Annotated in this window: 15 protein-coding genes and 1 tRNA gene; 6 read left to right on the forward strand and 10 right to left on the reverse strand. The window is 62.7% G+C overall.

Annotated elements, in window-relative coordinates:
* The first annotated feature begins 60 nt into the window (after nucleotides 1-60).
* Nucleotides 61-1,731 (forward strand): NADH-quinone oxidoreductase subunit D, encoded by a 1,671-nt coding sequence (locus E2L06_RS14180; RefSeq protein WP_138782267.1) that lies wholly within the window; start codon nucleotides 61-63, stop codon nucleotides 1,729-1,731.
* A 78-nt stretch (nucleotides 1,732-1,809) separates the two neighbouring features.
* Here E2L06_RS14180 and E2L06_RS14185 read toward each other — a convergent pair whose 3' ends face one another.
* The 4 genes from E2L06_RS14185 to E2L06_RS14200 all read right to left on the reverse strand — a co-directional run bounded on the left by E2L06_RS14185 (nucleotide 1,810) and on the right by E2L06_RS14200 (nucleotide 4,348).
* Complete coding sequence (locus E2L06_RS14185) at nucleotides 1,810-2,094, reverse strand: DUF5808 domain-containing protein (RefSeq protein WP_130498973.1); 285 nt, start codon at nucleotides 2,092-2,094, stop codon at nucleotides 1,810-1,812.
* Between the two features lie 90 nt (nucleotides 2,095-2,184).
* Nucleotides 2,185-3,828, reverse strand: a complete 1,644-nt coding sequence (locus E2L06_RS14190) for a bifunctional N(6)-L-threonylcarbamoyladenine synthase/serine/threonine protein kinase (protein ID WP_138782268.1) — start codon at nucleotides 3,826-3,828, stop codon at nucleotides 2,185-2,187.
* A gap of 69 nt (nucleotides 3,829-3,897) precedes the next feature.
* Nucleotides 3,898-4,032: a 30S ribosomal protein S27ae gene (locus E2L06_RS14195; RefSeq protein WP_138782269.1), complete on the reverse strand. Its 135-nt coding sequence runs from the start codon at nucleotides 4,030-4,032 to the stop codon at nucleotides 3,898-3,900.
* 1 nt (nucleotide 4,033) lies between these two features.
* Nucleotides 4,034-4,348 carry a 30S ribosomal protein S24e gene (locus E2L06_RS14200; protein ID WP_138782270.1) on the reverse strand — a complete coding sequence of 105 codons (315 nt, stop codon included), beginning with the start codon at nucleotides 4,346-4,348 and terminating at the stop codon, nucleotides 4,034-4,036.
* 215 nt (nucleotides 4,349-4,563) lie between these two features.
* Between E2L06_RS14200 and E2L06_RS14205 the strand changes: the two genes are divergently transcribed.
* On the forward strand, nucleotides 4,564-5,769 hold the full coding sequence (locus tag E2L06_RS14205) for a PQQ-binding-like beta-propeller repeat protein (RefSeq protein WP_138782271.1): 1,206 nt from the start codon (nucleotides 4,564-4,566) through the stop codon (nucleotides 5,767-5,769).
* The gene (locus E2L06_RS14210) at nucleotides 5,766-6,566 is read left to right on the forward strand and encodes a hypothetical protein (RefSeq protein ID WP_138782272.1); all 801 of its coding nucleotides are present in this window, start codon (nucleotides 5,766-5,768) and stop codon (nucleotides 6,564-6,566) included. The genes E2L06_RS14205 and E2L06_RS14210 overlap by 4 nt, the downstream gene beginning before the upstream one ends.
* 4 nt (nucleotides 6,567-6,570) lie before the next feature.
* Here E2L06_RS14210 and E2L06_RS14215 read toward each other — a convergent pair whose 3' ends face one another.
* From E2L06_RS14215 to E2L06_RS14225, 3 genes are all read right to left on the reverse strand, one after another.
* On the reverse strand, nucleotides 6,571-7,650 hold the full coding sequence (locus E2L06_RS14215) for a hypothetical protein (protein WP_138782273.1): 1,080 nt from the start codon (nucleotides 7,648-7,650) through the stop codon (nucleotides 6,571-6,573).
* 77 nt (nucleotides 7,651-7,727) lie between these two features.
* Entirely contained in the window at nucleotides 7,728-8,606 is an 879-nt protein-coding gene (locus tag E2L06_RS14220) for a universal stress protein (RefSeq protein WP_138782274.1), read from the reverse strand.
* Between the two features lie 20 nt (nucleotides 8,607-8,626).
* Nucleotides 8,627-8,905 (reverse strand): amphi-Trp domain-containing protein, encoded by a 279-nt coding sequence (locus E2L06_RS14225; protein ID WP_138782275.1) that lies wholly within the window; start codon nucleotides 8,903-8,905, stop codon nucleotides 8,627-8,629.
* Between the two features lie 279 nt (nucleotides 8,906-9,184).
* Between E2L06_RS14225 and E2L06_RS14230 the strand changes: the two genes are divergently transcribed.
* Nucleotides 9,185-9,373 carry a hypothetical protein gene (locus E2L06_RS14230; protein WP_138782276.1) on the forward strand — a complete coding sequence of 63 codons (189 nt, stop codon included), beginning with the start codon at nucleotides 9,185-9,187 and terminating at the stop codon, nucleotides 9,371-9,373.
* A 284-nt stretch (nucleotides 9,374-9,657) separates the two neighbouring features.
* Here E2L06_RS14230 and E2L06_RS14235 read toward each other — a convergent pair whose 3' ends face one another.
* Nucleotides 9,658-10,125 (reverse strand): cupin domain-containing protein, encoded by a 468-nt coding sequence (locus E2L06_RS14235; protein ID WP_138782277.1) that lies wholly within the window; start codon nucleotides 10,123-10,125, stop codon nucleotides 9,658-9,660.
* Between the two features lie 256 nt (nucleotides 10,126-10,381).
* On the opposite strand from E2L06_RS14235, the gene E2L06_RS14240 reads away from it, so the two are divergent.
* Together E2L06_RS14240 and E2L06_RS21980 are read left to right on the forward strand one after the other, a co-directional pair.
* On the forward strand, nucleotides 10,382-11,173 hold the full coding sequence (locus E2L06_RS14240) for a hypothetical protein (protein ID WP_138782278.1): 792 nt from the start codon (nucleotides 10,382-10,384) through the stop codon (nucleotides 11,171-11,173).
* 253 nt (nucleotides 11,174-11,426) lie between these two features.
* Nucleotides 11,427-11,588 carry a hypothetical protein gene (locus E2L06_RS21980; protein WP_171052377.1) on the forward strand — a complete coding sequence of 54 codons (162 nt, stop codon included), beginning with the start codon at nucleotides 11,427-11,429 and terminating at the stop codon, nucleotides 11,586-11,588.
* A 66-nt stretch (nucleotides 11,589-11,654) separates the two neighbouring features.
* Here the strand turns inward: E2L06_RS21980 and E2L06_RS14250 are convergent.
* Nucleotides 11,655-11,726, reverse strand: a tRNA-Ala gene (locus E2L06_RS14250).
* 114 nt (nucleotides 11,727-11,840) lie between these two features.
* Complete coding sequence (locus E2L06_RS14255; RefSeq protein WP_138782280.1) at nucleotides 11,841-12,524, reverse strand: rhomboid family intramembrane serine protease; 684 nt, start codon at nucleotides 12,522-12,524, stop codon at nucleotides 11,841-11,843.
* Nucleotides 12,525-12,578: the final 54 nt, after the last annotated feature.

A 12,578-nucleotide genomic window follows, 5' to 3' on the forward strand; every position in this document is an offset into this window, starting at 1 on the left:
TATAAATAGCCTAGTGGCTGTCGCAGAATTGACTCGTTTCGGCCGTTCGAATCACGGGCTATGTCATCAGAGTCGGCCCTCGAGTCACGGCCACCCGAAGCGGTCGGTTCCGGCGGGGATGTCGATCTCGCCGCCCTGCTCGACGATGCTGTCATCGCCCGCGACGACCACCTGAACGCGCCGGGCGTTGTGATCCGCCCGGACGAGGTCCAGTCGGTGCTTGCCACGCTCCGCGAGGAGGGAGGATTCGATCACTGTTCCTGTGTCACCGCCCAGCAGTATCCCGACCGGTTCGAGACGATCTACCACCTGAAGTCATACGCCGATCCGACGCGAGAGGTCAGCGTCGTCGTCCCGACACCGATCGACGAGCCGGTCAGCGAGTCCGCAGAACCGGTCTTTCGGACCGCCGACTGGCACGAGCGCGAGGCCTACGACCTCGTCGGCATCGAGTACGAGGATCACCCGGAGCTGCGGCGCATTCTCCTGCCCGAAACCTGGCAGGGCCATCCGCTCTCGCTGTCCTACGACCAGGACCAGCCACAGGTCGTCACTCTCTCGGAGCACGCGAACCCGGTCGCGGGCGACGAACGGCGGCCCGAATCGGAGACGATGTTCCTGAACATCGGGCCCCACCATCCGTCGACCCACGGCGTCTTGCACGTCGAGGCGGTGCTCGATGGCGAGACGGTCGTCGACGCCGAACCCGATATCGGCTACATCCACCGCTGCGAGGAACAGATGTGCCAGCAGTCGACGTATCGCCACCAGATCATGCCCTATCCGGACCGCTGGGACTGGGTCTCCTCGGGACTCATAAACGAGTGGGCCTACGCCCGCGCTGCCGAGGACCTCGCCGATATCGAGGTCCCCGAGTACGCCCAAGTCATTCGGACGATGGGGGCCGAACTCTCGCGGCTGGCCTCGCATTTCATCGCCGTCGGCACCTACGCGCTGGACATCGTCGGCGAGTTCACCGCTGCCTTCCAGTACGCCATCCGCGACCGCGAACTCGTCCTCGACATCCTCGAGGCCCTGACCGGCCAGCGGATGATGTTCAACTACCTCCGGCTCGGTGGGGTGGCCTGGGACCTGCCCGAGCCCCGCGAGCAGTTCATCGTGCAGTGTCGTGACTTCTTGGACGGACTACCCGCCAAAATCGACGAGTATCACGACCTGCTGACCGGCAACGAGATCTTCCAGCGCCGGTGTGTCGGCACGGGCGTACTCGAGCCGGAGACCGCCAAACAGTACGGCTGTACCGGCCCCGTGGCCCGCGGCTCGGGGATCGACTACGACCTCCGCCGGGACGACACCTACGGCTACTACGACGAGTTAGAGTGGAGCGTCGTCGCCGAACCCGACGGCGACAACTACGCCAGGGTGCTCGTCCGCTTGCGCGAGGTCGAGGAATCCGCGAAAATCGTCGACCAGTGTCTGGATCTGCTCGCGGAGTGGCCCGACGACGATCGCAAGCTCCAGAGCAACGTCCCCAGAACGCTCAAACCCGACGCCGACGCCGAGACCTACCGTGCCGTCGAAGGTGCGAAAGGCGAACTCGGCATCTACATCCGATCGGACGGCACCGACACGCCAGCCCGGTTCAAGATCCGCAGTCCCTGCTTTTCGAACCTCTCAGCGCTGCCCGAACTCGCCCGCGGCGAGTACGTGGCCGATCTCATCGCGGCGATCGGCAGCCTCGACTGCATTATGGGCGAAGTCGACCGCTGATCGGCGACGGTCCGCTGGGCGAGACATGTTTCTGTTCGGTATCGGATCGGATCGGAGAGAAAGCAGCAGTGCTCGCGCTCAGTCGTCGGTTTCGTCGACGATGACTTCGACCGGCTCGTCCGCTCGCTCCTCACTGTCGTCGCTCGAGCCTTGCTCCTGTTGCCACAGGAGGCCGCCGGCGACGAGGACGACGAGCCACGAGCGCCAGTTGGCGAGATTGAGCGTGTAGCCGACGCCAAAGGGTTTCTCGACGAGCATGCCTTCGCCGGGCTGCCAGTACGCCGAGAGCATGCGGCCGATGCTCGGTCGTTCGAAGTTATACGGGATCCCAAGAATCTCACCGGAAGTCGGCTTGTCTGCCATGATCGGTGATACGTCGTCCCCCGATAAAGATATTGTGTGCTACGACGAGCGCTGCGAGTCGGCGGCGGCCAGCAGCCGATTGACGTGGTGCTACTCCGCGTCCGACTGATACCGCCCACGCCCCTCGACATCGTGCAGGCGCTCGAGCACCCGCTGGTCGCCGACCTCACGATATCCCTCGCGGGCCGCCTCGCGGAGCGGCTCGGGGTCGGCGGCGGTGCCGACGAGGCTCTGATCGAAGACGTGCAGATCCATCGCGTAGTCCTCGACGTGGTCGGTGTGATAGCCGAGGCCGAAATCGATGAGGTAGGTGCGATCGCCATCGACACGGACGTTCCGCGTCGTCGGATCGCCGTGGACGAATCCCGCCCGGTGGAGCCGCGCGAGGTGGCGGCCGACGTCACGAACCCGTTCGGGTGACAGCGCCGCCTGCAGGTCGCGCTCGCCGACGTACTCGAGTTCGAGTCGCGCCTCGGTCCGATCGACGTCCGACAGCACCGGCGTCGGGACGCCCTCGCGGCGAGCCAGGCTGGTTAGGCGGGCCTCGAGCGTCGTTCGCTCCGTGCGGAGCCGGTCGTCGAGGGCAGGGTGGCGGTAGGTCTTGGCCTTGCGGCGCTTCGTCACGCGGCCAGCGTCGGGCGCGATGTCGACCAGCGCTTCGGCCCCGCGGACCTGAGTGTCGTCGGCCGCATCCACGCCACGACCGGCCGCGAGCTCGGGCTCATCTCTACGCCAAGTAACGGGAACCTGATCGGGCCTGAAATTGGGGTCGACACGCGAGTCCTCGAGCGCCAGCGTATCGTCCGCGGCGTACATTTTCGCACCCAGTACGGCGATCATCCCTGCGTTGTCACCCAGGAATCGGGGTTCGGGCGCGTGGAAGTCGGCTCCGCGCTGGGCACACATCTCGGCGAGCATCTCGCGCAGGCGGGCGTTCCGTCCGACGCCACCACCGAGGACGAGTTCGTCGCTGCCGGTCAGCGACAGGGCACGCTCTGCGACTTCGGTCAGCATGCCGAAGATGTTCTCCTGTAAGGAGTAACAGACGTCCTCGACCGGGACGCCGTCGTCGTAGCGCTGCTTGGCAGCGCTCATAATGCCCGAAAACGAGAAGTCCATCCCCTTGACGACGTAGGGCAGATCGACGTACTCGCCGTCTTTGGCCGCTTGCTCGACCTTCGGTCCGCCGGGATGGGACCAGCCGACGTGGCGGGTGAACTTGTCGATCGAGTTCCCGACACCCGTGTCCATCGTCTCCCCGAGAACGCGATACCGGCCGTTCCGGTAGGCCAGCAGATGTGCGTTCGCCCCGCTGGCGTTGAGACAGACCGGCGAGTCGAACCCGGAGGTGTGGCGGCCGATCTCGAGGTGGGCGACCATGTGATTGACGCCGACCAGCGGCACCTCGAGAACTTGACTCAGCGCCCGGGCGGCCGTGCCGACGACGCGCAGACAGGGGCCGAGGCCGGGGCCGCGAGAGAAGGCGATAGCGTCGACCGGCGGTTCTGTAGCCGGGCCGTCGTAGGTCTCGCGGGCGTGCTCGAGGACGCGGCCGACGACGTCCGGGATGGCGTCGTGCATGTGTTCGGACGCCTCGCGGGGGTGAATGCCGCCGCTCTCGGGCTGATAGGCGTCGGTTTCGATGACGACGTCGTCGGTCTCGGCGTCGAAAAGCGCCGCGCTGGCAGCCCAGGCAGTGCCTTCGATCCCGAGGATACGGATGGTATTAGTCACGGATGAAAAACGGGTCGTACGCGTTGACGTGCCAACTCCGTCCGCGGCACGTCGGCCATCACTCAGGGGTTATTCCCACTCGGTGTAGCCGCACTTCCCGCAGTGTTTGCGGTCGCCGTGGTCGGCGAGGAAAACGTCGCCACAGCGCGGGCAGAGTTCGCCGTTGGTGGTGCCGTCGTCGTTGTAGAGGTCGTAGCGCGCCATCTTAGGCCTCCTCCGCTTCGGCGTCGGCGTCTTCTTCAGCACCGATCTTGTTGCGCTCGAGCATGTGGTCTTGTTCGACGTCGCGGGCGTCGTCGGCCGTGTCGTAGACCTTCGCCTGACCGACCGTCTTGCGCATCCCGAACTTGGTGTCGAGCTTGCGGATGACGACCTCGGCGGCGTCCTTGTTCAGCTTCGCGGCGAGGCTGTCTCGGACCTGCAGGCGCTCGGGGGTGGCGTCCTCGTGGGACAGTTCGAAAGTCACGTCCGTTCGATGCAACATGGGGTTCTCCTCTTCGGAGATGATGTCGACGTCCATGATATCACTCAGTTACTCTACTATCCCCGTGTAGCGCCTAAAAGGATTTCGAACCACCCACCCGTGTGCCGGCGATCGATCGCGACGTGTTCTGTTCGTTTCTCCCGTCTCGAACGAAAACGCGCTCGGTAGACGGTTTCGCCGCCATGTAACTCCCCGAGTGGTGTATAAACTTATAAATGTATTTCAATCAAAACGAAGCTAGCTCGAATCAAATGCCCTCCAGACGACAGACGCTCGCCGGTATCGGACTCGCCGCGGCTGGCCTCATCGGTGGCCACGCCGTGACGGCCGCGCAGTCTACGTCGGCGACGCTCGACTGGCCGATGGCCCGATACGACGCCGCTGGCACCGGCTACAACCCCGATGCGTCGGGGCCGAAAGACGATCCGCGAGTCGCGTGGGCCGGAGACCTCGAGCGGACCGGCGGGTTCGAACCCGATCCACCGGTGGTCGTCGACGGAACGGTCTACGCCGGCAACAGGGAACTGTTCGCACTCGATGCCGCCACGGGTGACGTCCGGTTTTCCTACGCCAACTACGGCGTCTCCCACTCGAGTCCTGCATGTGCCGCGACGTCGATTTATCGAACGAAGACGCTGGCGATCAGTTCACCCGGTGGGCTCGTCGGTTTGAATGCCGGCGGCGGGCTAGCGCTGTTCGGCGTTCATGTTGGCAAACAACGGTGGCGCGGGCCGGGTACCGAGCCGGAGCCGTCCGTTTTCGGCCCCTCGAAGGCACCGCCGCCAGCCTCGGTCGACGAGACAGTGTACGCTGTGGCACCCACCACAAGCGATATCGTCGCGCTCGAGGCGGACAGCGGCCGTGAGCGATGGCGGCGACGATTTCCCAGGGGCGACATCGGTGGCACCGCCTTCCGGCCCGCAGTAAGCGGTGACACCGTGTACGCGACCGGCTGGCCCAGTGACGTGGCGGCGTTCGACGCTGAAACCGGCTCCAAGCAGTGGGCTGAGTCACTCGACGATGCCGATGTCAACCGGCCGCCAACGGCCACTGAAACCGGCGTCGTCGTCCCGACTCGACGTGGCGTAACACTGTACGAGGACAGCGGTGACGTTCGTTGGACGCGAAATCTCGACGGGAACGCGACCGAGGGGGCCGCTGCTGTCGCCGAGGGACGCGTGTTCGTCACCGACGGTGACGAGTCGCTGTACGCGCTCGACCTCGAGACGGGTGCCGACGTGTGGTCAGTCGCGTTTAGTCACGAAGCGACACCGGTCGTCGCCGACGGCGTCGTCTACATCACGAGGGGTGCCGAACTCATCGCACTCGATGCAGAGACTGGCGAACGACGCTTTACTCGTGAATCGGAGTGGTACTTCTCCCCGCCCGTGGTTGGAGACGGCGTGCTCTATATTGTCGACGGCGATCAGGTGCTTGCGCTGGAGGACGAACCATGACTGAGGAACCGTTCGATCCAACACCGGGTGGAAGCGATCGCGCCGGCGCTGGCCATCCGGTCTCACCGTTCTCGCTGGCGCTCGATCGACTCCAGCGCGACCCCGTTCTTTTCGTGCCGTTCGTCGTCGCCGGCGTGTGCCTCTGGCTCCTCGACTGGATTCGACGCCACGACCCGATCCCGACGATGCCGGTGGAACAAAACGGCGCGTCGATCACCGTCGCGTACACTGGCTACCCGACCGGTGTGCCGGAGACGGCACGAGCGCTGTCGTCCCTGATCGATCTGAAACTTCCCTATCTCGTCTGGGGAATCACACTCGAGGTCGTCGCCGTCTTCGTTATCGCGGCCGCTGGCACCGTGACGATCGCTCGCGGGCTATCGGCCGACAGCGGCGGGACGACGCCGCGGCGACTGCTCGCGTACGTCGGCCTCGTCGCGTCGTTCGACGTAGCGTTTCGCATCCTTACCACGCTCGTCGGAGATGCTGTCGGGCTGATCGCCGGACTCATCTTAATCGTTCCCCTCTTCGTCGTCTTCGTTCGCGTCTTCGCTGCGCCAGCGTTCATCGTCAGCGGATCAGGACCGGTCACTGCACTCCGGCGGAGTGGACGCGCAACTCGCGGTCGTGGCTGGTCGATTCTCCCACTCGTCGTTGCATTTGGGCTCGCGGCGTGGCTTCTCGGACTCGTTCCGTGGGTCGGCACGATCCTGAGTACCGCCCTCGTCGGCTCCGTCCACGCCGTCACGGTCGCCGTCGTCCGAGAGACAGCCACCGACGGTCACGGCGGTCGCTGACGGCTCAGGGAAGCGCGACCAGCCCGCGCGGCGTCTCCTCCCTGAGTCCCTCAGACCAGTCGACGTCACCCTGCGTCCACGAGTCACCGAAATCCCGCGTCAGAAACAGCCCGCGGTTGTTGACCGCGATGACCACGCCCGGCTCGCCCATCGTCGCAAGCACCGTGCGGACGACACCCTCGCCGGTCGGGAGACCGCGTCCCTCGAGGCGCTCCCACGAATCCGTCTCACCCGCACGCCGATAGACGAACGAGTTCGCCCTGCGCGGGGTGTGTGCCGTCCTCGCACCGCGTGCACTCGAGATCATGACGCGGTCGGGATCGCCGGGGTCGGGGACGACCGACCAGCAGTACCGGTGTGCGAGCCCGTCCTGTGGATGTCGCCACGAGTCACCGAAGTCGTCGCTCTCGGCGTAGCCGTCGCCGGCCGCGGCGTAGAGCCGTCCCTCGCGATCGGGATGGGTCACGAGACTATGATTGTCCCGGCGCGAGCCCGGCGGCCGCTCGCGCCACGTCTCGCCGCCGTCGGGCGTGGTGACGAACGCGCCGGCCTCGATCCCGACGGCGAGCCGGTCGGGATCGAACGGATCGACCGCGAGCGTGCGGACGTGGTGGGTGTGTGGCCGCGGCGGAAACGACCACTCGTCAGCCGAGGGGAGGGCGGCCAGTCCCTCGAGATGTGTCCAAGAGTCACCGCCGTCACGCGAGCGATAGAGCCGGCTGGGTTCGGTGCCGGCGTAGACGACCGCCGGATCGTGCGGGCTGACGGTCACGGCCATCACGCGGTCGCCCTCGCTGGCGGTCGGTGTCGCGTCGGTCCGCGTGACCGCTCGTCCACCTGCTGTGCCCTCGGCCACGAACTGCGTCTCACGGCGGTCGAACGAGTCCCCGCCGTCGACGGAGCGGATCAATCCGTCGCGGGTGCCGACGAAGAGCCGACCGGACGCGCTCGGATGTGCGCCGACACACTCGAGGACAAGGTCACGTCCCTCGAGTCGCGACGTGGCCGTCCAGCCATCCGGCTCGAGCCCGTCGCTCGTACAGACGAACAATCGATCCCGAACGGCCACGAGCACTGTTACCATACCTGTCTGGACGGGAGCGGGACGTATGAGTCGTGCCCCGGCTTGGTCGTCACGAGCGAGACGAGCAGGAACTGCTGTTACGTATCGCCGCGCTCTCCCCAAACGGTCAGTACCGGAACCGGCGACGTCCGAACGAGCTGTTCGGTGACGCTACCGAGCAGATATCGATCGAATCCCGTGCGGCCGTGCGTGCCGACGACGACGAGGTCGATGTCGTGCTCGTCGACGTACGTCCGAATCGTCTGGGGGATCGACGAGCCGAACTCGATCGTTTCGGCGGCCGGCTCGACGCCAGTCTCGGTCGCGAACGCCGACGCATCGTCGAGGATCTTGGTCGCGCTCTCCTCGAGCATCGACAGCTGGATCTCGTTCCGGACGTCGACACCGAGTGTCGCGGTCGTGACGACCGACAGGAGATGCAACGCTGCCCCCTCGGTGGTCGCGATGTCGGTCCCGATCGCGAGTGCGTCCTGTGCGCTCTCGCTCCCGTCGGTCGGAACCAGTACGTTCCGGTACGGGTAGTCGATCGTGTCGGTATCCGGTCGAATCGTCAGCATGGGAGTCTCGGCCTGCCTGATGACCCGCTCGGTCGTACTGCCGAGCAGGAATCGCCGAAGCCCCTGTCGTCCGTGGGTCGGCATGACGACGAGATCGACATCGTGTGACGCTGCGTAGTCGACGATCGTACTGTAGGGGACGCCCTTCCGGACCTCGGTGACCGTCTCGATCCCCCGCTGCTGGGCACGATCGTCGGCATCGTCGACGATCGTCTCGCCCTCCTGGACGAGCGTATCGACGACCTCGCCTTGCCGGCGGAGCACGCTGTCTTGTGTCGTATCCGCTACATTGAGGATGTGAACCGTCGAGTCGTGGCTGTCGGCGATCTCGAGGACGTGATCGAACGCGGCTGCCGATCCCTCACTGCCATCAGTGGGAAAGAGGATTTGGGTATACATCTGTCTCTGTCAGCCCTGCGTCACTCGCGAATATCGAGCGTGCCCTCGTCTGCAGTGTGGGCCTCACGCCACCAGACGAGTTCGAATTCGATACTCTGTTTTGCCTCCGTGTCGCCCTCGGACCAGTCCGACTCGCCTTCCAGTTTGAACGGGATCGGCTCCGACGGGGTCATCGCGACGGTGGTCTCACCGAGTTCGAGAGTCACGTCGCCGTCACCGTCGAGTTGCTCGGCCAGCCCGCGGAGAGACGCTGCGACCTCCGACCGAGATTTCTGTGCTTCAGTCTCGAGTTCACCCATGTGCGTCGGCACATCAAGGACTGGGATAAACACGCAGGGGACCTCTCAGCAGGGTAGAATTCCATCTTATTGTTACATTTTCACGTCCCGAAGCTCCCTCGTACCTGAAGCCGGTGGCGACTCGAGGTGCACTGACTCACGTCACCGCGAGTCGGATCACGACCTGCCTTGCACCCCACCGTGACCAGCGCCACGGGGTACCAAGCGTCGGTCGTCTCGACCCCCCTGATACTTTCCGTCTGCGGGCCCTTGTGACTAACCCACAATGAGCGGATTTCGATGACCCCCTCTGACGAACGCAAAGAGAAAGCGCCCGGCGTCTGCAGCACCTGTGGCGAGTTGCTGACGGTCTGGATTACTCCGGACGGAACGATCCACCCCATCAGCCCGCACAACACCTGTTCGTGCGATGATCCAGCACTTCGAATCGTCGAGGCAGACGACGTCTTCGAGGAGGACGTTCACTGAGAGCGGTCGCTCGAGGAAGGAAAGTCGTGCTCGCGTGCGCTCCGTCACCGTGACGTGCGAGCGAGTGTTGGTCTAGCGAAAGTTTGTATTCCACTGCTTGGGCAGCCTGTATCCGAAGACAGTCACCGACATCCTCGAGACTGGACCTGCAGACACAGCGCTGGAGAACGAGGCTCATCTGCTAGACAGAACGACGTGAAGATTGGTCGCGCTGCTGCGGCCGTCGCCAGTGAAGACGGCCGCGAATTCGCGGCCGACTGCGTATTGACTGCTATCCGACAGTATCAGGAGTGACGCACCGTCTCCGCACCGCATTCCTCACAGATGGCAACGAGGGCGTCGCGGTCATTGGTCGGTTCGATACGGACCGGCTGGCGCTTGCCACAGTCGGGACACGTCCGGAGAATATCCGTCTCGCCGGTGTCGGCAGGTGCACCGAGTGCGAGCGCCACGACCCGTTCGTCAGTCTCGTTGCGGCCGAGTTGCCATTCGCCGGGCGCAAAGCGGATCGCTTCCTCCGCGCTGACGGTCACGTCACCCTCTTCCGTCTCGAACGTCGCCGTCCCCTCGAGCACGTAGAAGAGTTCTTCCTGGTCAGCGTGGCGATGATAGCCGAATCCGAAGCTCTCGCCGGGCTCGAGGATGTAGTGATTTACTGCGAGCTGTTCGGCCTCGAGTGCGTGCGAGAGAGAACGTTTACTCCGTGCTGGACTCATCCATCGGTCGACCTCGCTGAGGCTGACCCGCTCCATAGGGTGTGGTCGTTCGGCAGGAATAAATAGACTGTTGGCCGGAAACCCCTGGATTCTCGGACAAAACCCACCGCAAACACTGGTCAATCGGGACGACCAGCGAGAAACACGCGGATTTGTGTCCGAGAATGAGGTAGTTCTCGGACAGGCCAGATGGTTCTCCTCTATCCAATATCGCATAGTTCAAACCCAGATACAGCGCTGGCAATGTTCCTATAATTTAGATTTATGTTAGTGGAATTGTCTTGATCTATCAATGGGTGCTTTGAAGCTGCTTACTGCCATGTTTTCTCTGAGCCTCTTTTACATATTAGTCTGGGTTCTATTTCTGCCGACAAGGATACTGCTCTTTTTTGGATCGATATTTAGACCACACTCTGTTATGAGAACATCTCTGTTCTTTTCAGATGAGAAAGTCCAAGATATCCGTGACGATCTAGCAAATTCATTCTCTATAGGGGTAGACAAGATCTTAGAGGAAAACTATCCTGAGTATCCGTCTATGAGTCGCCATCTTATTCGGCAAGAAGGTCTGAAGGCTGTAGAAAAAACTGAAAGGCGACTCAATGAAGGCGAGTTCCTCGTCTCACTATTATTCGCTATTCTTGGTTTAACCACCTCTGCAGTCAGTATATCCCCTAGTATCCAAAGTCAACTTTTCTCACTATTTGGAAAGCAGTCACCAAAAGTTATAACAGCCCTATCTATTTCAACAGCGTTCCTAGCTCTTCTAATACTTGTTTTAGTGCATTTACGAACAACAGTTGTAGATAGTCTCACATACGGTGTAGGGGATTTCACACCTGGGTCGTCTAGCGACTTAATAACGAAAATGCACTGGAATGCGATATTTTCAGGAAGACCATCAAAATTCCTTCAAATATATTATGTTATGCTAGCTACCAGCATTATTGGAGAAAGCGTCTATGAAAACACTTTGGAAGTGTTTCAATCGGGCATGGACCCAAATGTATCAAAGAAAGAGGCATTAGAAGAACATCTACCAGAGATATTCGATTCTATTACCAACGAAATAGAAAATGGCTAAGTGGCTGTTTAGAATTGGTCAGCTTTCTACTGTTGGGTAATCGTTCGGATCAATCAGTGCCACTTCCCACGTCCCATCGTCTGTCCGCGTTACCCTAACCAGTTGATCTTTCACGTTGCCTTCGTCGTCGACCAATCCAAGCGCCCGAAGTTCGCTCTTCGGAAGCACGACACCGCCCGACGTACGACCAACTTGTACCAACTGATGGATCGGCATGGCTACGTTTTCAACTGGTCCTGAATCTGTTTAACCATTGATCTCACCAGTGCGAGACTATCATATCCCCGACCGCTATCACTCGCTCGGCGACGTCTACCATGACCGGAATCTCCTCGCGATCGCCTTTGCGAGGGCGATGCAACTGAGCGGAGAGTTCGAAATGGCAGCCAGAGGGGGTTGGACTCGCCGGGACTGAGCAAACGCGAAGCGTTTGCGATGTACGGCGAGTCTACGACTGAACGAGCGAAGCGATGTGAAGAAGTGGACTCGCCGGGATTTGAACCCGGGGCCTCTTCCTTGCGAAGGAAGCGATCTGCCACTGATCTACGAGCCCTCGCACGTTCCTATCAGCGGTTTCTATTTGAGGCTTGTGTTTCGAAGCCGAATCGAGACAGCGAACCATGGTGGCCACTCGAGGCGAGGACACACCGCAGTGAGCCACGACTGGTCACGAACCGACGGCAAGCACGCGAGCGCGGCCGGCGAGCGCACCGACCAGGAAGCCGGCGAAGTGAGCGAGCACGGCGACGCCGGGCGAGGCGGTCGCAAGCGTGAGCGCGACTGCGAGCCCGACGAACACGAGTGCCGACAGCCAGTTCGGGACGTCGACGAGCGAGGCGAGGCCGCTCGAGAGCCGGTTCGACGCGACGAGATAGCCCAGGAGTGCGAAGACGGCACCGCTGGCACCGATGACGCCGGCTGTCGGCGCGACGGGGACGATCGGGAGCGCTGCAAGCGTCCCCGTCAGAACGAGCTGGGCGACGCCGGCAATCGCGCCGGCGGTCGCGAAGAAGACGTGAAAGCGAAGTCGCGTGGTCGCCCGCGCGACCGGCCAGCCGAAGACTAGCAAGGCGAGGCTGTTCGAAAGCAGATGACCGAGGCCGCTGTGGGCGTAGACGCTCGTGACGATGGTCCACGGGTTGGTCAAAAGCGGCGGCGCGAGAACGAATAGCGCGCCCATCACGCCTGCAAAGGCCGTGACTCCCTGCACGACGAAAACGAGCACGAAGACGACGAGGAGCTCGAGGATCGGACTCGGGCTCCCCGCCTCGGCGGGCGGTTGCTCGCCAGCGCTGGCATCGGGCCGCAAGGCAGTCGAGGACTGCGTTCGGGACCGAGAGCGCCGTGTCATACAGGTCAATACATCCCGAGCGACAAAAGGCTCCGTCCTTGCCAAGAAGGGACC

Source organism: Haloterrigena sp. H1 (genome assembly GCF_005938085.1).
In the GTDB taxonomy this organism is placed as follows: Archaea; Halobacteriota; Halobacteria; order Halobacteriales; family Natrialbaceae; genus Natrinema.

Coding starts and splice junctions, on each gene's coding strand:
- E2L06_RS14185 (WP_130498973.1), bottom strand. CDS start 2,094: ATGGCAGACAAGCCGACTTCCGGTGAGATTCTTGGGATCCCGTATAAC.
- E2L06_RS14195 (WP_138782269.1), bottom strand. CDS start 4,032: ATGGCGCGCTACGACCTCTACAACGACGACGGCACCACCAACGGCGAA.
- E2L06_RS14230 (WP_138782276.1), top strand. CDS start 9,185: ATGACCCCCTCTGACGAACGCAAAGAGAAAGCGCCCGGCGTCTGCAGC.
- E2L06_RS14210 (WP_138782272.1), top strand. CDS start 5,766: ATGACTGAGGAACCGTTCGATCCAACACCGGGTGGAAGCGATCGCGCC.
- E2L06_RS14220 (WP_138782274.1), bottom strand. CDS start 8,606: ATGTATACCCAAATCCTCTTTCCCACTGATGGCAGTGAGGGATCGGCA.
- E2L06_RS14225 (WP_138782275.1), bottom strand. CDS start 8,905: ATGGGTGAACTCGAGACTGAAGCACAGAAATCTCGGTCGGAGGTCGCA.
- E2L06_RS14240 (WP_138782278.1), top strand. CDS start 10,382: ATGGGTGCTTTGAAGCTGCTTACTGCCATGTTTTCTCTGAGCCTCTTT.
- E2L06_RS14215 (WP_138782273.1), bottom strand. CDS start 7,650: ATGGTAACAGTGCTCGTGGCCGTTCGGGATCGATTGTTCGTCTGTACG.
- E2L06_RS14200 (WP_138782270.1), bottom strand. CDS start 4,348: ATGGACGTCGACATCATCTCCGAAGAGGAGAACCCCATGTTGCATCGA.
- E2L06_RS14235 (WP_138782277.1), bottom strand. CDS start 10,125: ATGGAGCGGGTCAGCCTCAGCGAGGTCGACCGATGGATGAGTCCAGCA.
- E2L06_RS14180 (WP_138782267.1), top strand. CDS start 61: ATGTCATCAGAGTCGGCCCTCGAGTCACGGCCACCCGAAGCGGTCGGT.
- E2L06_RS14255 (WP_138782280.1), bottom strand. CDS start 12,524: ATGACACGGCGCTCTCGGTCCCGAACGCAGTCCTCGACTGCCTTGCGG.
- E2L06_RS14205 (WP_138782271.1), top strand. CDS start 4,564: ATGCCCTCCAGACGACAGACGCTCGCCGGTATCGGACTCGCCGCGGCT.